Here is an 18,139-nt window from a genome sequence, read left to right on the forward strand (position 1 = left end):
GAGGGCGCTTAGTCCTTCGTCACACGATTGATCTCGGCAAGGCTGGTGACCCAATGCGCAGCCCCCATCAACGCCGACTGGCGCAAATCGCCGATACCGACCTCCTGCGCCGCATCAGCGATCTGCATCGCAGTGCAGCCCTCTTCTCCCGCTTGCGGAAGAAGGTGCCCGAAGGGCGGATGAGGGCCTTTAGTCCTTGGTGACCCGGTTGATCTCTGCCAGGCTGGTCACCCCATTCGCAGCCTTCATCAGCGCCGACTGACGCAAATCGCGGATACCGATCGCCTGCGCGGCTTCGGCGATCTGCATTGCATTGCCGCCTTCCAGCACGATCGCACCGATCTCGTCGGTCATCGGCATCACCTGGTAGATACCGGTACGCCCCTTGTAGCCTTCGGTGCACTCATCGCAGCCAACCGCCTCATACAGCTCTATCCCTGCGGCAAGCTGGGCAGGCGTGAATCCTTCGGCCAGCAATGCGTTATCAGGCAGGGTCGACTTGCGCTTGCAGTTGTTGCACAACCGCCGCGCCAGCCGCTGCGCGATGACCAGGGTCACCGACGAGGTGATGTTGTACGGCGCGATGCCCATGTTCATCAAACGCGCAATGGTCTGTGGCGCATCGTTGGTGTGCAACGTCGACAGCACCATGTGACCGGTCTGCGCCGCCTTGATCGCGATTTCGGCGGTCTCCAGGTCGCGGATTTCGCCGACCATGATGATGTCCGGATCCTGTCGCAGGAACGAGCGCAAGGCTGCGGCGAAGGTCATGCCACGCTTGTTGTTCTGCTGCACCTGGTTGACACCAGGCAAGCGGATTTCGACCGGGTCCTCCGCAGTGGAGATATTGCGCGTCTCGTCATTGAGGATACCCAGCGCCGTGTACAGCGACACGGTCTTGCCCGAGCCAGTCGGCCCGGTCACCAGTACCATCCCGTACGGCTTGTGGATCGCTTCCAGGAACAACTTCTGCTGGTCCGCCTCATAGCCCAGCTTGTCGATACCCAGCTTGGCCGCGCTGCCGTCCAGGATACGCAGCACCACCTTCTCACCGAACAGGGTCGGCAAGGTACTGACACGGAAGTCGATCTGCTTGGTCTTGGACAGGTTGAGCTTGATGCGCCCGTCCTGCGGCACCCGCTTCTCGGCGATATCCAGCTGCGACATCACCTTCAAGCGTGCTGCGATGCGCTGATTCAGCTTCACCGGCGCCTTGGCCACATTCTTCAGCAGGCCATCGATGCGCAAGCGCACCCGGTAGTCGTCTTCATACGGCTCGAAATGGATGTCCGAGGCTCCCCGCCTAATCGCATCCACCAGCACCTTGTTGACGAACTTCACCACCGGCGTGTCGTCGCCCTTGGCATCGACCCCGGAATCCCCGCCGGCGCCCATGTCCTCGTCGCCAGCCGAAACGTCCAGATCCCCCATCTCCTCGTCGTCGTTGCCAAGCGACGAACCCAACGACGCGTTGCTGGCCTGCCACTGTTCGAGCGTCCGGCGGATCTGATCCTCGTCGACAAGAATGGCTTCGACCACCAGGTTCGTATGGAACTTGATGTCGTCCAGCGCCCGGGTCTGGGTCGGGTTGCTCACCCCCACGAACAACCGGTTGCCGCGCTTGAACAGCGGCAGCACTTGATGCTTCTGGAGCAATTCCTCGCTGACCAGCTTCACCGCGTTTTGGTTGGCGTCGAATGCCGACACGTCCAGTAGTGGCATGCCGAACTCGACTGCATTGGCAGCGGCCAATTGAGACGCTGAAACCAGCTTTTTCTCGGAGAACCATTGGGGAAGCGGAATCTTCGCCGCCGCGGCTTGGTCCATTGCGGTACGGGCACTTGCCTCATCCAGTGCTCCATCCTGCACCAAACGGCGTGCAATGCCTGTAATTCCCACTAAGTTCGCCGCGACTGCACTCATCACAATCTTCCCAATTTAGAGTAACAGTACTTTACTACTTCCTATCTTTTCGCCAACAGAAAGACAAAAAACCAAGCCCGCATCTGCGGGCTTGGCAAATAGCTTAGCTGTAGCTGCGATACAAATCAGCAGATTAGGTGCGGCATTCAGCCGGACGATACTTGGCAACCAAGGTGCCACCCTTGCAATCCCACGAAATGCGATCGGTAGGAACGGTGCCGGAAGTCAGCGCAGCGCCGTTAGCGGTGGGAGCAAAAATGATCGTGCCGCCGCCGGCCTTATCGGTAGTGGTCACAGTAATATTGCCCGTAGCGGCAGCAACGGCTACGCTGGCAACATTATTGGTCGCCGTAGGAGGGGTCCACCCGCTATTCAGGGCAGAGCCGTTGGCGGCATTTTCGGCCACCACCGTCTTGGCGGCAGACGCGGCAACCATCGCTTCAGAGACGCGGCCGCGAACGGTGTAGTCCTGGTAGGCCGGCAACGCGATGGCAGCAAGGATTGCGATGATCGCGACAACGATCATCAGTTCGATAAGGGTAAAGCCGTTTTGCTTCTTCATAGATGCATCCCCAAGAGGTTGTGGTAATCGAGGCGGACTAGGTGTGTTGGAACCGGTCCGCGGTGGTCGTGCAAGTGGGATCAAGCAGGTTACGTGCCAACTTCGCACCAACCCCAGATGTATCCCTGAGAGCAATGATTGCAGACGTTCTGGGGATTGGAAGCGTGAATTTCCATAATTGCGACCCCCCATGCAAAGTGACGCTCCCTGTCACTTTCAGCCCCATTTGATGCACATCCTGAGGCCCACACTTCTCCTTCATGACCAAATGCCCGGCCTGCTCAAACGCGCTATCATGCTGCTAGCTCCGGCCTGGGGATGGCCGATGGGGGAATTCGAAATGTCTGTCGCACGCAACGCCATCAAGAAGCAAACTGCGGATCGTAGCACCGTTCAACAGCTACAGCTGTTCCTTTGGGAAGGAACTGACAAACGCGGGATCAAGATGAAAGGCGAACAGACTGCTCGCAACATGAACATGTTGCGGGCGGAGCTTCGCCGCCAGGGTATCAATCCATCGATAGTCAAGCTTAAGCCTAAGCCGTTGTTCGGTGCTGCAGGCAAGAAAATCACGCCAAAAGACATCGCTTTTTTCAGCCGCCAGATGGCGACCATGATGAAATCGGGGGTGCCGATTGTAGGCTCGCTCGAGATCATCGGTGAGGGTCACAAAAACCCGCGGATGAAAAAGATGGTGGGTCAAGTGAGAACGGATATTGAGGGAGGCTCCTCCCTTTACGAATCAATCAGCAGACATCCGGTTCAGTTTGACGAGCTCTACCGAAACCTTGTAAGAGCAGGTGAGGGTGCAGGCGTCCTGGAGACAGTGCTAGATACGGTTGCCACTTACAAAGAAAATATAGAAGCACTAAAGGGCAAGATCAAAAAGGCCCTATTTTATCCAGCCATGGTTATTGCAGTCGCCCTGATTGTCAGCGCCATCCTCCTCATCTTTGTCGTCCCTCAATTTGAGGAGGTTTTTAAAGGTTTTGGTGCCGAGCTACCTGCTTTTACTCAAATGATTGTGGGAGCCTCACGCTTCATGGTGAGCTATTGGTGGATTATGTTCTTCGTCATAGCAGGCGCCATCGTCGGATTTGTCTTTGCTTATAAGCGTTCGCCAAGCATGCAGCACACTATGGACAGGCTGATATTGAGAGTACCTGTCATAGGTCAAATCATGCATAACAGTTCGATTGCGCGTTTCGCGCGCACCACCGCTGTTACCTTCAAAGCCGGCGTCCCACTGGTAGAGGCATTAGGCATTGTTGCGGGCGCCACTGGGAACCGCGTTTACGAAGATGCTGTACTCCGCATGCGTGACGACGTATCCGTGGGATACCCTGTCAACATGGCGATGAAACAGGTAAACCTTTTTCCACACATGGTCATTCAAATGACCGCGATTGGCGAAGAAGCGGGCGCGCTAGACTCGATGCTTTTCAAGGTAGCGGAATACTTCGAGCAGGAGGTTAATAATGCCGTGGATGCACTCAGCAGCCTGCTCGAACCAATGATTATGGTCTTCATTGGCGTTGTCGTGGGCGGCATGGTCATCGGCATGTATCTTCCGATCTTCAAACTCGGCGCAGTGGTTGGATAAGACGTAATGGCATTTCTCGACCAGCATCCCGGCCTCGGCTTTCCTGCCGCGGCCGGACTGGGACTGCTGATCGGCAGCTTCCTGAACGTGGTGATCCTGCGCTTGCCCAAGCGTATGGAGTGGCAGTGGCGACGGGATGCGCGCGAGATTTTGGAGCTGCCGGACATTTACGAGCCGCCACCGCCGGGGATCGTGGTGGAGCCCTCGCACGACCCGGTGACGGGCGACAAGCTCAAGTGGTGGGAGAACATTCCGGTCCTGAGCTGGGCGATGCTGCGCGGCAAGTCGCGCTACAGCGGCAAGCCAATCTCGATTCAGTATCCGTTGGTCGAGTTGCTCACCTCCATCCTGTGCGTCGCCAGCGTGTGGCGCTTCGGCTTCGGCTGGCAGGGCTTCGGCGCGATCGTGTTGAGCTGCTTCCTGGTGGCGATGTCGGGCATCGACCTGCGTCACAAGCTGCTGCCGGACCAGTTGACTCTGCCGCTGATGTGGTTGGGTCTGGTCGGCTCGATGGACAACCTGTACATGCCGGCCAAGCCCGCGCTGCTGGGCGCGGCAGTTGGCTATGTATCGCTATGGACGGTGTGGTGGCTGTTCAAGCAGCTCACCGGCAAGGAAGGCATGGGCCATGGCGACTTCAAGCTGCTGGCCGCGCTAGGTGCGTGGTGCGGGCTGAAAGGCATCCTGCCGATCATCCTGATCTCTTCGCTGGTCGGCGCCATCCTCGGCTCGATCTGGCTGGTCGCCAAGGGCCGCGACCGCGCCACCCCCATCCCGTTCGGCCCCTACCTGGCCATTGCCGGCTGGGTGGTGTTCTTCTGGGGCAACGACCTGGTGGACGGCTACCTGCACTTCGCAGGCCTGCGTTGACCCTGGCGCGACGATGAGTGATTTCATCGTCGGCCTTACGGGCGGCATCGCGTCCGGCAAGAGCGCGCTAGCCGCGGAGTTCGAGAAACTGGGTGTACCGGTGATCGATGCGGATGTGGTTGCGCGGCAGGTTGTGGCACCGGGGCCGATCCTCGACGCCATTGCTGCGCACTTCGGGGATAGCGTTTTGCTCCCCGACGGAACCTTGAACCGACAAGCGCTACGCTACCGCGTCTTTGCAGACACCGCGCAACGGCAAGCGCTCGAAGCCATCACCCACCCGGCCATCCGCAGAGAACTGCAGCGCGCAGCGCTGGCTGCACAGGGCCCCTATGCAATTGTCGCAATCCCCCTGCTCGCCGAAGCCGGTGGGCGCGCCACCTATCCCTGGCTAGATCGCATCCTCGTCGTCGACGTACCAGTCGCCTTGCAACACGAACGCCTGATGCAACGCGACGGAGCGACGGCCGAACTCGCCGATCGCATGATTGCTGCGCAGGCAACGCGGGAGCAGCGGCTGGCCATCGCCGATGATGTCGCCTGCAATCACGGCGTTTTAGAGCAGTTGTCGCAGGTGGCACGCGGATTGGACGTGGACTATCGTGCACGCGCCAACCCTTAGGCCTTTGTGCATCGGCACTTGCTTATGCGCTATGCGTAATATATCGATCGCCCAACTGATCAGACATGGTTGTAGCGATCGCTGCAGAGCGCCGAGAGTGCACTGATGCGATCACAGAAAGCACTGCAATGCTCTCCATTAGCAGCCATGCTTTACGATAAGCTCCCGCCTGTGCAGGCGCGACTAAGATGACCTGCAGACATTCTCCAAGGAGTTGGACGCGATGCAGGACGTGCAGAGGCGAGCCCCGGGATACGGGAGCAAGTGGTTCGGGATGTTGTTGGCCATTGTGGTGACGTGTGTTTCTCTCATTCCTACGATACAGATCGCCCACGCCTATGACTCGGGCGTCTGCAATGCAGGGACGCGCTTGTGCGATCAAGGCCAGGCTTATCTCAATGCCATCAAGGAAGGAAACGAAGCAATCTGCATTGGCGGCGGGATAAATACACACGCCAGCTTGGTACTCGACCTAGCCTATGATCAGCGCTACCAAGCGGTAGTTCAGTGCTACAGAGCGTTTGATAACTTTACCAGCGAATCTGGTTTAGGCGAAAGCTTTTATCCCCTAAAGTGCAGCGCCAGACCGACATTCACCCCTGCTGCCGACAGTAATGGCAACCTATGCCAGGAAGGCTGCGAATATACGGTCAGCAACAACGGCGGCCAGCCGGTCGCCACGCCAAACGGGGCGGTCTGCTCGCCACCGCCACCGCTCGATCCCGGCAAGAACAATGGCTGTTGCGAAGGGAGCACTGGTCCGACCACCGCCGGCAATCCGGCCAATGTGTTCACCGGAACCAAGCTCGAAACGGCGGCCGACTACCGTGCGCCAACAGGGCATCTGGAATTCGTCCGGTATTACAGCAGTGCCGTCGGCCTGCAGCCCACCAGCGCGCTCGGCAACACCTGGCGCCATAGCTACGTCCGGACCATCACCGTCACCGATGCATCGACGCTGATCCTGACGCGCCCCAACGGTAACTTCTACACGTTCAAGAAGTCCGCCAATGGCACATGGACACCGGACTGGGATGTGCGCGAAACGCTTTCCGAAGTGCAAGACAACGGGACACTGACTGGATGGCAGGTGACTGCCACCGACGACAGCAAAGAGCAGTTCGATCTGGACGGCAAGCTGACCGGCATCAGCTACACCGATGGCGAGCAACTCACCCTGACTTACGCCGGCCGCCAGTTGCAATCGGTGACGGATACGCGTGGCCGTCGCCTGCTATTTGCCTACCAAGCAGACAGGATCACACAAGTCGGACTCCCCGATGGAATGGTGCTGGCCTACGGCTACGACTCCCAGGCGCGGTTGAGGTCGGTGACCTTGCAGACAGCTGCCGGAGCGGTGGCGTCGGCTATCGCCGGGTATGACTATGGCAATGCGCGCTTTCCGGATGCACTGACCATCCACCGCGATGAGCAGGACCAGGTGTATGCCTCGTGGACCTACGATGCGCAGCAACGCGTCGTACGCAGCGTGCATGGCGATCCGACCGGCAAGATCGACGAGGCCACTATTGCCTACTCGGGGAACACTTCCACAGTCTCCAATGCGCTCGGCAATGCAGTAACGCGCACTGGCATCTCCAAGCTTGGCCAGGCCAAGGTCACCGCCGTCCAGGGCTTGTGCCCCGAATGCACGGTTGGGGCGTTCAAATCGCGCAGCTACGACGGCAACGGCTACCCCGACCAGGAAGTCGATTTTGCAGGCGTCACCACCGATTGGAGGTACAACAACCGTGGCTTGTTGGCCAGCAAGATCGAAGCGGACAACAGCAGTGGCGGCCAGAAGCGCACGCTGCAGACGGACTGGCATCCCAGCTTCCGTGTTCCCACCGACCGGCGCACCTATGATGCCAATGATGTCCTGGTCGCAAGGACGAGCTGGACCTACAACACCAGGGGTCAAGCACTGACCGTATCGCGGACGGATCCAAGCGGAGGTCCTACCCGCGTCACCACCCAGCGCTACTGCGAAGACAGCGATATTGCTGCCGGCAATTGTTCCTTGCCCGGCTTGCTGTTGGCCAGCGATGGCGCACGCACGGATATCACGGATAGCACCAGCTACACCTACTACCTTGCCAACGACGCCAGTTGCACGGCATCGGCGAGTACGTGCCCGCACCGCAAAGGCGACCGATGGAAAATCACCAACGCCATCGGACAGATCACCGAATATCTCGCCTACGACGGCGCTGGCCGCCCGCTGTCCATCAAGGACGCCAACGGCATCGTCACCGACTACACCTATCACCCGCGCGGTTGGCTGACGGCCACCAAGGTGCGCGGCGCCGATGCCTCCAGCGAGGCCGATGACCGCATTACCCGCATCGACTACTGGCCCACCGGCCTGGTCAAGCAGGTCACCCAGCCCGATGGCGCGTTCACTGCCTTCACCTACGATGCGGCGCATCGGCTGACCGACATTACCGACAACGCGGGCAATACCGTCCACTACACGCTCGACAACGCCGGCAATCGCATCAAGGAAGACACCAGCGATGCGTCGGGCACGTTGAAGCGCACGCTCTCGCGCGTCTATAACCAGCTCGGCCAGCTCAAGACGCAGGCCACTGCCGCCAGCGACCCGACCGACTTCGCGTACGACGCCAACGGCAATGCCACCACCGTGACCGATGCGCTGGCAACCGCGACGCAGAACGAGTACGACCCGCTCAATCGCCTGTCGCGCACGCTGCGGGATGTCGCCGGCATCAAGGCCGACACGAAGTTCGAATACGACGCACTCGACAACCTGACCAAGGTCACCGACCCCAAGGGCTTGAACACCACCTACGACTACAACGGGTTTGGCGATCTGGTGAAACTCACCAGCCCGGACACCGGCGTCACCAGCTACACCTACGACAGCGCCGGCAACCGCGCCACCCAGACCGACGCGCGCGGCAACACCACCGCCTACAGCTACGACGCGCTCAATCGCCCGACCAAGGTCACCTACCCCACCACCAGCCTCAACGTCACCTACACCTACGACGCGACGCAGACGGCCTGCGCCAGCGGGGAGACGTTTTCGATCGGCCGCCTGACCAAGATGCAGGACGGCGGCGCCATCACCCAGTACTGCTACAACCGCTTCGGCGACTTGGTGCGCAAGGTGCAGACCAGCAACGGCACCGCGTTGGTGCTGCGTTACGACTACACCATTGGCGGCCAGTTGCGGCGGATGACCTATCCCGACGGGGCGGTGGTCGATTACGTGCGCAATGCACAAGGCCAGACCACACAAATTGGCGTCACGCCTGCTGGTGGTAGCCGTCAGCTACTGCTGGGCAATGCCAGCTACTACCCGTTTGGCCCGGCTGCCGGCTGGACCTACGGCAACGGCCGCACCCTCACCCGCCAGTACGATCTGGACTACCGCCCGCAGGCGATCCAGGACACCCGCCCGGGCGGTCTTGACGTAGGCTTCGGCTTCGACCCGGTTGGCAACCTCACCGCGCTGACGCCCGCAGGCAACACCACACCGGAAATCAGCCTGGGCTACGACGCGCTGGGCCGCCTGACCGGCCTAAAGGACGGCCGCACCGGCACACTGATCGACGGCTACAGCATTGATGCCACCGGCAACCGCCTCAGCGCCAAGGTCGGCACGGCCACGCAGATCTATAGCTATCCCACCGACAGCCACCGCCTCAGCGCCGTGGCCGGCGTCGCACGTACATACGATGCCACCGGCAACACCACCGCCATCGGCGGCACCGCACGCCAATACACCTACGACACCACCGGCCGCATGACCCAGGCCCGCCGCGCTGGCGCGGTGACCATGAACTACCGCTACAACGGTAAAGGCGAGCAGATACGCCGCTTCCTCGGCACCACCAACACCTACACGCTCTTTGATGAAGCCGGCCACTGGCTGGGCGATTACGACAGCAACGGCGTGCCCAAGCAGCAAGCGATCTGGCTGGATGACCTACCGGTCGGCCTGCTCGCCAACGCCAACAAACTGCACTACATCGAACCGGACCACTTGGGCAGCCCGCGCGTGGTGATCGACCCCACCCGCGATGTGGCGGTGTGGACATGGAGCTTGAAGGGCGAAGCTTTCGGCAACACCGCGCCGAATCAAGATCCTGATGGGAATGGTGCGGCGCTGGTCTTGGATATGCGGTTCCCGGGGCAAAAATATGACGCTGCAAGCGGGGTCTTTTACAATTATCAGCGTTATCTCGATTCCGGGGTGGGGCGATACGTACAGTCCGACCTCATTGGACTTCGGGGCGGCGTGAGCACTTATGGCTATGCGCTTCAATCCCCATTGATGAATTCTGACCCTTATGGCTTAGCGACTTGGAAAGGATCAACGTATAGCGTAGGGGCCGGTGCTGCATATTATGGGGGGAATATCGATTTTTACCAGGTTACTTCGCCGTGCCCCGGCGGCGGATTCGCGTCTGCATATGTAATGGCATTAGCTGCGGCGGGTGGGGTCGGCTCGCAGGGGTCCATGACGGGCTCACAAGTTGAGCTTAACGATTCGAACGGCGTGCCTGATCCTGAAATTTTTCGCGGTGCTTATTCGAAAGTAGGCTTCGGATCAATAGCATTTGGACTGGGTCATCAGGTATATCAAAAAATTTCAATTGGGGGCGCAACTTCAACTTGGTTTAATTTTGGCAATGGTGCTGACTCAAGTGGGTGGAATCAATCTCAAGGTGGATTCGATGCAACGTTGTATGGTGTTGCGGCGGGCTTTACTGTGCTTCTAGAGCAAAAAAATGTGAGTGCACCCAATGATGCCTTGGATTCAGATGGTTTTAGGGTTGATTGCAGTATGCCTGTTGGCTGTCGGGGGGCTGATTAGATCGGTATCATTTATGATCGCGCCAGAGAAAAAGCCCTTCAGATCCGTGTGGGATAAGAGGGGTTTTTACATTGCGATATCGGGAGCAACCTTGATGCTTGTGACGGTTTTAGCCTCAGATCTTTTTATTCACAAGAAGGTTTAGAGGTAGCGATTTATCACACTGCAACCTTATCTCGCCTACCCTGGAAACATGCCGCAATGCGTTACCAGCCGCATAGGCGTGGCAGAACAAGCAGTTTTCGCTACGCTACGACAGGCTTTGACAATTTGCTTCGATGCGTACACGCCGTTACGAGTAGACCTACTCTGGCATCAGATCAGCTCTTATGCTCCTAAACCAAGCAGTTGACATTCCAAACAACCAGTAGCGACCTCTACCTCAAGGAGCGTAGAAATTCCTCTAGTGGCGGTACCCACCTCCGTCAAACCGGTGGGTTTTTTGTGCCTGTTCGCAGGTGCAAGCCGACGCGATGCCTGCGTCGGGAGGGCGGCTAATACAACACTCCTTCGGGAGGAATACGCCCGCCGACTATGCACGGTTTCTAACCTCCCGACATCCCGTCGCCGGCCGGCGACGGTGCCTGTTCTTCGAAGGAGGCGTTGTTATGGCAGATGTATCGATAATGGAGATTGGTGTACTTCGTCGCTCCGTGGTGCTGGTGGAGGTGAGGCTATGAGCCGGGCGCCGTCTCCAACCGCCAAGCGGCCCAAATCGAACGCCAAGCGCGCAGCTGCCGCAAAGCAGACAGCCTTGCAGGTGAAAGACGCGCAGCCCATGCGGCTGGTGCCCTCGCCCACGTTCGATGTGGACAACCTCGACTTCGACCGGCGCCATAACAGACCTCGCGCGGACAATCTACCGCCGCGCCCACCGCGCAAGGCGCGCACGCCCACGCGCTGCACCGTGGGCTATGCGTTCTACGATGCAGAACCCGGCCGGCCACACAGCCAGCGCATCCCGAGCGTGCGCTTGCGCGGGCTGTGGCTGGAGCAATTGGGATTTGCGATTGGCTGCAAGCTGCAGATCACTACGCGCGAGGGCGAGTTGGTGGTGACGGTGGTGGAGCGCTGAGCTGGGTTTTGGGTGTGGTTGTTGTCTGGAGGCGCTGCCCTGGGGGCGCAATGGGTAAGGCCGTCGCGCCCGGGTGCGCTCCTACGGGAGTGCGTGTGGTGGTCAGCGATGGAAGGCCAATGTTGCGATGACGCCGCGCTGCTGGCCTGGGCGCACGCTGACCCGCCAGCCGTACAGATCGCAAAGACGGCTGACGATCGACAAGCCGATGCCGCCGCCTTGCGAGTGGCCGGCGTGGGTCCCGCGGTAACCGCGCTGGAACAGCTTGGCGGCGTCTTCTTCGCTCAGGCCGGGGCCCGAATCGATCACTTCCACTGCATCGCTCAGCACGCGTACGCGCACCTGACCGTCCTGGGTGTATTTGACGGCGTTGCCGATCAAGTTGCCCAGCGCCACCGACAAGGCGGATTCGGGCGCGTCGATGACCAGATCGCGTACGCCCTCCAGTAGCAATTCCAGTGGTTTTCCGCCGAGCTGCGCGCGGTGCGAATCGATCAGTTGCTCGGCCACCTTGGCGACATTGCTGCTGCCCTGCCCGCGCTCGTTACGCGAGAGCAGCAGCAACGAGCCGATCAGATCGCTGCATTGCTGCTCGGCGCGCTGGATGCGTTGCAGCCGCTGCAACACCTTTTCGTCCAGGTTGGGCTTGGTGAGCAGCAACTCGGTGGCGCCGCGGATCACCGCCAGCGGCGTGCGCAGTTCGTGGCTGACGTCGGCGTTGAATTCGCGGTCGCGCTGCACCACTTCGGTGAGCCGCGCCGAGTAGTCGTCGAGCGCTTCGGCGAGCTGGCCGACCTCGTCGTCCGGGAAGTGCGCAGCCAGTGGCTTGGGTTGGCTGGTGCCGCCGCGATAGGCACGCAGGCGTGCGGCCAGATCGGAGACCGGGCGCATCACCTTGGACGCGGACCACCAGCCGATCAGCAGCGAAAACCCGCTGAATACCAACACCGACAAGATTAGAGTGCGCTTGAGCTGGATCTCGCCCTTCAGCGCCTGGGTCATGTCATAAGCGAGGAAGAACCATTCGCTCGGTGTCTTGCGCACCGCAAGCTTGTACGAATAGGTATTGCCGCTTTCGTCCACGCCGGTGATGGTGTGGATGCCGTCGGGCAGCTGATACCACTCCGGTTGTTCGCGGCGTAGCGCTTCGAACTTGTCGCTTTTGACCACGCGCCCGCGCATCTGCTGCAACGGCAGATCGGGGTTGCGCATCGGATCGGAATAGAAGCGTTGCGCGAAGGCGTCGATGTTGCGATTCATCACGTCCTCCACCAACTGGTTTTCCACGCGCGAGCGCGCCCAATTGGTGGCGAAGGCGAACAGCGTTGTCAGGCAGAAGCCCAGCAACACGAACGACAAGATGATGCGGCTGCGCAGGCGCCGCCGATAGCGGCCGCGCCGGCGCGCCGGCCGCGTCTCGCTCGTACTTTCAGGCATCGGGCGAGGCGATGCGGTAGCCGATGCCGTGACGGGTCTGGATCATCGGCACATCGAACGGCTTGTCGACCACCGCGCGCAGGCCGTGGATATGCACGCGCAACGAATCGGAGTCGGGCAGCTCTTCGCCCCACACGCGGGTTTCCAGCTCCTGGCGCGTGACCACCGCCGGCGAGGCTTCCATCAGCGCCTGCAGGATCTTCAGCGCAGTCGGGTTGAGCTGCAGCAGCTTGCCGCGGCGACGCACTTCCAGCGTATCCAGGTTGTATTCCAGATCGCCGGTTTCCAGCACGCGGGTATGCACGCCCTTGCCGCGACGCGATAGCGCGTTGAGGCGCACTTCCACTTCCTGCAGCGCGAACGGCTTGATCAGATAGTCGTCGGCACCGGAGTCGAAGCCGGCCAGCTTGTTGTCAAGCGAGTCACGCGCGGTCAGCATCAACACCGGGGTCTGCTTGCGCGCCTCGTTGCGCAGCTTGCGGCAGACCTCGATGCCATCCATGCCAGGCAAGTTGAGGTCGAGCACGATGGCGTCGAACTCGTGCACCACGGCAAGGTGGAGGCCAGTCACCCCGTCGGCGGCGAAGTCCACCGTGTGACCACGGTCTTCGAGGTAATCGCCAAGGTTTGCGGCAATGTCGCTGTTGTCTTCAATTACTAGAATTCGCACTGGAACCTCGTTCGTTAAGCTGTTTTTAGCGCTGGCGCCGAGAAATTTCGTCTTGACTCACCGTGGTCTGACGGCGCCGCTGGGCAGCCGTCATGCACTGTTTCGTACTCATCTGCGACCCAGTCGCGCGCTCGCGCCGACAAATCAGCCGGCTATCTTCACGTGCCCTGGTCAAAATTCGGGTGACGAACTCCTGATCGCTGCGAACCGCTGCCAATTGCTCTGGCTGCAGCGCCTGGATATCCGGCTGCGTCTGGAATGCTGCTTCGATCCGATCAAGCGCAGCGCCCACCTTAGCGCGCTCATCCTGACTGATCTCGGAGTACTTCTCGCCATCGGCAAGATCGGTACGGACCTGCTCTGCCTGCGGCTTGAACGGCTTGTCCAGATCGAGCACGACCGCCAAGGCATGACCACTCATCAGGCCCGCGGCGAACAGCAGTCCCGCAACACTCCACCGTTTTGCCATGCGACGCCTCCTTGTGCCCGACCGATTTAACATTTTTAACATTGGCGAATGTAGATGCGAACCCCAACAGCGGCAAGCCGTCCATAAAAAGGCCCAAGTGCGACAGCGCACTTGGGCCAAAAGTTCATCCCGATCACCGTCACTGCCGAGAGCGGAGCTACGGTCGGAAGAGGCTAGCGAGGCGACAATTAGATTTTCGTTAATTTTTCGGTAAAACCGTTAGCCGGGTGACCGGCGGACCGACTGCTCCAGGTGCAGGACAATCGCCGCGGCCACATCTACCCCGCACACGCCTTCCACCCCTTCCAGGCCTGGGGTCGAGTTGACCTCCAGCACCAGCGGGCCGCGTTTTGACCGGATCAGGTCTACCCCTGCCACCGCCAGGCCCAAGGCGCGTGCCGAGCGCACCGCAACCTCCTGCTCCTGCTCGGTTGCCTCGGCCACGGCAGCAGTGCCACCCAGGTGCAGATTGGACCGGAAATCGCCTTCGGCCGCCTGGCGGCGCATCGCCGCGACGACCTTGTCGCCGACCACGAAGCAGCGCAGATCGGCGCCTTCTGCCTCACCGATGAACTCCTGCACGATGAAGTTGGCGTATAGCCCGCGCAGCGCTTCGACCACGCCGCGCGAAGCGCTGGCCTTTTCGGTCAGGATCACCCCAGCGCCTTGCGCACCCTCGTTCAACTTCACCACATGCGGCGGCGGGCCGAGCATGGAGAGCAGGTCCTGGGTGTCGTCGGGGTTGTCGCCGAACACGGTGACCGGCATGTCGATGCCCTGCGCGGCCAACAACTGGTGCGCGCGCAGTTTGTCGCGCGAGCGCAGGATGGCGTCCGACGGATTGGGCGTGTAGGTGCCCATGAACTCGAGCTGGCGCAGCACTGCCGTGGCATAGCGGGTGATCGAGGCGCCGATGCGCGGGATCACCGCATCGAAGCCGGTGATCGGCTTGCCCTTGTAGTGCAGGCTGAAGCCGTCGGCGGCGATGCGCATGTAGCAACGCAGCGGGTCGAGGATGCGCACGGTGTGACCACGCTTGCGTCCGGCTTCGATCAGCCGCCGGGTCGAATAGAGCTTGCTGTTGCGGGAAAGGATGGCGATTTTCATCGCGGCAGGCACACGGCGCGGCTTGGACATGGGCAGAGTCTGATGACGAAGTGACCCAAGTCCGTACAGCGCAGGCCGATTGCGCGTTCGCGGCAGCCCGCGATGTACGCTGCGATCAGGCCGACTGCGACGGTCCCGAGAATGGAAGAGCGACGGTACCGCGACAAGTCCGAACAACGCTGTGCTGCACGGCCTCAACCGGGCCGATGCTAGCAGGGCGCTGGCGCGTCGCTCAAGCAACGCATGCGCGTAGTGGCGCAAAGGGCTCGCTCATCCCCTCGTCCCGATCACAACCAAGAGGTGGCCTTGCCCGATGATTCGCGCAGAGCCGCAATCTGGCTCGCCGGCACGTCGTTGCAGCGGCGCGCTGCGTGAGCGATCGCCACGGCCGCCCTCACGCCGCACCCCTGTTGCCGTAACGCGTTTTGCACAGCGGTAGACGCAATGCTTGAGGCCCCTCAATGCCGGCGTGCCGGCACCTCCGAGACTCTCCATGCGACGTCCAGCAAGCGCGGCCTATGCCAACCCCTCCCGCATCCGTCAGGGGCGCCCGTTTCCACGCGGCGCCGTCTTCGACGGCAAGGGCACCAATTTCGCGCTGTTTTCCGCGCATGCCACGCGGGTCGAGCTATGCCTGTTCGACGAACAGGGCAACGAAACCCGCGTCGACCTGCCGGAGTACACTAACGAAGTCTGGCACGGGTATCTTCCCGATGCCAAGCCGGGCCAGCGCTATGGCTACCGCGTGCACGGTCCCTACGCGCCGACCGAAGGTCATCGCTTCAACCACAACAAGTTGCTGCTGGACCCGTATGCGCGCGAGCTGGAAGGCGACCTGATCTGGTCCGACGAGCTCTACGGCTACACCGTGGGCCACCCCGATGGCGACCTGAGCTTCGACGAGCGCGACAGCGCGCCATTCATGCCCAAGTGCGTGGTCGTCGAAGACACCTACGATTGGGGAGACGACACACGCCTGCTCAAGCCGTGGAACGAAACGGTTATCTACGAAACCCATGTACGCGGCTACACGATGCGCAATCCACAAGTGCCCGAGGCGGTGCGTGGCACCTTCGCCGGCCTGGCCCAGCCGCAGGTCCTCCAATACATCAAGGACTTGGGCATCACCGCGGTGGAGTTGTTGCCGGTACATGCGTATCTGGACGATCAGCATCTGCTCGACAAGGGGCTGCGCAATTACTGGGGCTACAACACCATCGGCTTTTTTGCGCTGAAGTCGCGCTACCTCGCCAGCGGTCATCGCGATGAGTTCCGCGACATGGTCAAGGCCATGCACAAGCAGGGCCTGGAAGTGATTCTGGACGTAGTCTACAACCACACCGCCGAAGGCAGCGAGCTGGGGCCGACCCTGTCGTTCAAGGGCATCGACAATGCCAGCTATTACCGCTTGGCCGACGACAAGCGCTACTACATCAACGATACCGGCACCGGAAATACGCTGAATCTGAGCAATTCGCGGGTGATCCAGTTCGTCAACGACTCGCTGCGCTACTGGGCAGGCGAAATGCATGTGGATGGCTTCCGTTTCGATCTGGCCACCATTCTTGGCCGCGAGCCGAGCGGCTTCGATCAACGTGGCGGCTTCCTGGATGCCTGCAACCAGGACCCGCTGCTGTCGGAGGTCAAGCTGATCGCCGAGCCGTGGGACTGCGGCCCGGGTGGTTATCAGGTGGGTCACTTCCCGCCGGGTTGGTCGGAGTGGAACGACAAGTTCCGCGACAATGCGCGCGAATTCTGGAAAGGCGAAGACGGCAAGCTGGCGGAGTTCGCGACCCGCTTCACCGGTTCGGCCGATCTATTCGATCGTCGCGGCCGGCGCCCGTGGGCGTCGGTGAACTTCATCACCGCGCACGATGGCTTCACCTTGCGCGATCTGGTCAGCTACAACGAAAAGCACAACATCGATAACGGCGAAGACAACCGCGACGGTTCGTCGAACGATGGCTCCTGCAACTACGGCGAAGAAGGCGACACCGAGAACGCCGAGGTGTTGCAGATTCGCGAGCGCCAGATGAAGAACCTGCTGGCCACGCTGCTGCTATCGCAAGGCACGCCGATGATGCTCAGCGGCGACGAGCGCGCGCAGACCCAGGGGGGCAACAACAATACCTATTGCCAGGACAACGAAATCACCTGGCTGGATTGGGAAAACGATCCCACCGACGGCCGCCTGACCGAATTCGTGAAGGCACTGACCCGTCTGCGCAAGCGCTACCCGATCCTGTCGCGGGGCCGCTTTCTCAACGGCCAGTACAACGAAGAAGCCGGGCTGCGCGATCTAACCTGGCTCAATCCGGGCGGCATCGAAATGGACGATGCGCACTGGACCGATCCGGCCGCGCGCTCGGTGGGCCTGCTGCTGGAAGGCAAGGCGCAGACATCCGGGGTCAAGGAACTGGCCAACGACGACACCTTGCTCATCGTCATCAACGCCTATCACGAGGGCGTGACCTTTACCCTGCCCTCCTCCGATGAGCCGGTGCACTGGAAGCTGGTGCTCTCCACCGACGAAGCGCTGGAAGTGGACATGATGCCGGCCGGTGCCAGCGAATTCCTGGCCCCGCCGCGTAGCGTGTCGGTCTTCGAGTGCAAGAGCGACCAGTAAGGCTGTCCCAGCAACGCGCATCAGAAGCGACGCTTGCTGCCTACCGGTATCGGATAGGCAGCAAGCGTTTTCGTTTCCGTCGTCGGAATGACGGATTGGTCCTGCGTGCGCTACCCGGCTTACGCATGGCCAGGGTGATGGTGCCGATGGCAACACCCAAGCGAATCTGCGCGCACCCTCACGTTGGACCACGTCATCATCGCTTACTCCCTGGATCGGGAATTAGCAGGCGTAAACATTCATCGCGGGATTTGCGCGAAAAAACGGCAAATACTTTTTCGCAATTATTGAGCTCGTGGGCTTTGCTTGAAGATCCGGCACCGACTGCG

At 60.7% G+C, this 18,139-nt stretch carries 13 protein-coding genes; 6 read left to right on the forward strand and 7 right to left on the reverse strand.

What is annotated here, in order from left to right:
- Nucleotides 1-8 precede the first annotated feature (8 nt).
- The 3 genes from ACCQ03_RS16315 to ACCQ03_RS16325 all read right to left on the reverse strand — a co-directional run bounded on the left by ACCQ03_RS16315 (nt 9) and on the right by ACCQ03_RS16325 (nt 2,485).
- Entirely contained in the window at nt 9-128 is a 120-nt protein-coding gene (locus ACCQ03_RS16315) for a hypothetical protein (protein WP_057687106.1), read from the reverse strand.
- A gap of 61 nt (nt 129-189) precedes the next feature.
- Nucleotides 190-1,923: a type IV-A pilus assembly ATPase PilB gene (gene pilB, locus ACCQ03_RS16320; RefSeq protein WP_061112147.1), complete on the reverse strand. Its 1,734-nt coding sequence runs from the start codon at nt 1,921-1,923 to the stop codon at nt 190-192.
- 133 nt (nt 1,924-2,056) lie between these two features.
- Entirely contained in the window at nt 2,057-2,485 is a 429-nt protein-coding gene (locus ACCQ03_RS16325; RefSeq protein WP_057677883.1) for a pilin, read from the reverse strand.
- Between the two features lie 340 nt (nt 2,486-2,825).
- On the opposite strand from ACCQ03_RS16325, the gene ACCQ03_RS16330 reads away from it, so the two are divergent.
- The 5 genes from ACCQ03_RS16330 to ACCQ03_RS16350 all read left to right on the forward strand — a co-directional run bounded on the left by ACCQ03_RS16330 (nt 2,826) and on the right by ACCQ03_RS16350 (nt 11,501).
- Nucleotides 2,826-4,088: a type II secretion system F family protein gene (locus ACCQ03_RS16330; RefSeq protein WP_057677885.1), complete on the forward strand. Its 1,263-nt coding sequence runs from the start codon at nt 2,826-2,828 to the stop codon at nt 4,086-4,088.
- 6 nt (nt 4,089-4,094) lie between these two features.
- Nucleotides 4,095-4,958: a prepilin peptidase gene (locus ACCQ03_RS16335; protein WP_003491180.1), complete on the forward strand. Its 864-nt coding sequence runs from the start codon at nt 4,095-4,097 to the stop codon at nt 4,956-4,958.
- Between the two features lie 13 nt (nt 4,959-4,971).
- Complete coding sequence (gene coaE / locus ACCQ03_RS16340) at nt 4,972-5,580, forward strand: dephospho-CoA kinase (RefSeq protein WP_022558665.1); 609 nt, start codon at nt 4,972-4,974, stop codon at nt 5,578-5,580.
- Nucleotides 5,581-5,803: 223 nt separating this feature from the next.
- Complete coding sequence (locus ACCQ03_RS16345; protein WP_372359828.1) at nt 5,804-10,426, forward strand: RHS repeat-associated core domain-containing protein; 4,623 nt, start codon at nt 5,804-5,806, stop codon at nt 10,424-10,426.
- A gap of 676 nt (nt 10,427-11,102) precedes the next feature.
- Entirely contained in the window at nt 11,103-11,501 is a 399-nt protein-coding gene (locus ACCQ03_RS16350) for a SymE family type I addiction module toxin (RefSeq protein ID WP_057679407.1), read from the forward strand.
- Between the two features lie 102 nt (nt 11,502-11,603).
- Here the strand turns inward: ACCQ03_RS16350 and ACCQ03_RS16355 are convergent, their stop codons facing one another.
- The 4 genes from ACCQ03_RS16355 to rimK form a co-directional block, all read right to left on the reverse strand.
- Complete coding sequence (locus ACCQ03_RS16355) at nt 11,604-12,938, reverse strand: sensor histidine kinase (RefSeq protein ID WP_017154754.1); 1,335 nt, start codon at nt 12,936-12,938, stop codon at nt 11,604-11,606.
- Nucleotides 12,931-13,608, reverse strand: coding sequence for a response regulator transcription factor (locus tag ACCQ03_RS16360; RefSeq protein ID WP_003490678.1), 678 nt, complete (start codon nt 13,606-13,608; stop codon nt 12,931-12,933). The genes ACCQ03_RS16355 and ACCQ03_RS16360 overlap by 8 nt, the downstream gene beginning before the upstream one ends.
- 25 nt (nt 13,609-13,633) lie before the next feature.
- Complete coding sequence (locus ACCQ03_RS16365; RefSeq protein ID WP_007962331.1) at nt 13,634-14,110, reverse strand: hypothetical protein; 477 nt, start codon at nt 14,108-14,110, stop codon at nt 13,634-13,636.
- Nucleotides 14,111-14,296: 186 nt separating this feature from the next.
- Nucleotides 14,297-15,184, reverse strand: coding sequence for a 30S ribosomal protein S6--L-glutamate ligase (gene rimK / locus ACCQ03_RS16370; RefSeq protein WP_057679410.1), 888 nt, complete (start codon nt 15,182-15,184; stop codon nt 14,297-14,299).
- Between the two features lie 493 nt (nt 15,185-15,677).
- On the opposite strand from rimK, the gene glgX reads away from it, so the two are divergent.
- A complete protein-coding gene (glgX, locus tag ACCQ03_RS16375; RefSeq protein WP_209227760.1) occupies nt 15,678-17,810 on the forward strand; it encodes a glycogen debranching protein GlgX in 2,133 nt (710 codons plus the stop codon).
- Nucleotides 17,811-18,139 lie beyond the last annotated feature (329 nt).

Origin of the sequence: Xanthomonas sp. NCPPB 3569 (assembly GCF_041475645.2) — a bacterium.
GTDB lineage: Bacteria > Pseudomonadota > Gammaproteobacteria > Xanthomonadales > Xanthomonadaceae > Xanthomonas > Xanthomonas phaseoli.

Bases quoted from the DNA above. Each gene is read 5' to 3' on its own strand.
- ACCQ03_RS16330 (WP_057677885.1), top strand. From the start codon at position 2,826: ATGTCTGTCGCACGCAACGCCATCAAGAAGCAAACTGCGGATCGTAGC.
- ACCQ03_RS16345 (WP_372359828.1), top strand. From the start codon at position 5,804: ATGCAGGACGTGCAGAGGCGAGCCCCGGGATACGGGAGCAAGTGGTTC.
- ACCQ03_RS16365 (WP_007962331.1), bottom strand. From the start codon at position 14,110: ATGTTAAATCGGTCGGGCACAAGGAGGCGTCGCATGGCAAAACGGTGG.
- glgX (WP_209227760.1), top strand. From the start codon at position 15,678: ATGCGACGTCCAGCAAGCGCGGCCTATGCCAACCCCTCCCGCATCCGT.
- ACCQ03_RS16325 (WP_057677883.1), bottom strand. From the start codon at position 2,485: ATGAAGAAGCAAAACGGCTTTACCCTTATCGAACTGATGATCGTTGTC.
- rimK (WP_057679410.1), bottom strand. From the start codon at position 15,184: ATGAAAATCGCCATCCTTTCCCGCAACAGCAAGCTCTATTCGACCCGG.
- ACCQ03_RS16350 (WP_057679407.1), top strand. From the start codon at position 11,103: ATGAGCCGGGCGCCGTCTCCAACCGCCAAGCGGCCCAAATCGAACGCC.
- ACCQ03_RS16315 (WP_057687106.1), bottom strand. From the start codon at position 128: ATGCAGATCGCTGATGCGGCGCAGGAGGTCGGTATCGGCGATTTGCGC.
- ACCQ03_RS16355 (WP_017154754.1), bottom strand. From the start codon at position 12,938: ATGCCTGAAAGTACGAGCGAGACGCGGCCGGCGCGCCGGCGCGGCCGC.
- pilB (WP_061112147.1), bottom strand. From the start codon at position 1,923: ATGAGTGCAGTCGCGGCGAACTTAGTGGGAATTACAGGCATTGCACGC.
- coaE (WP_022558665.1), top strand. From the start codon at position 4,972: ATGAGTGATTTCATCGTCGGCCTTACGGGCGGCATCGCGTCCGGCAAG.
- ACCQ03_RS16335 (WP_003491180.1), top strand. From the start codon at position 4,095: ATGGCATTTCTCGACCAGCATCCCGGCCTCGGCTTTCCTGCCGCGGCC.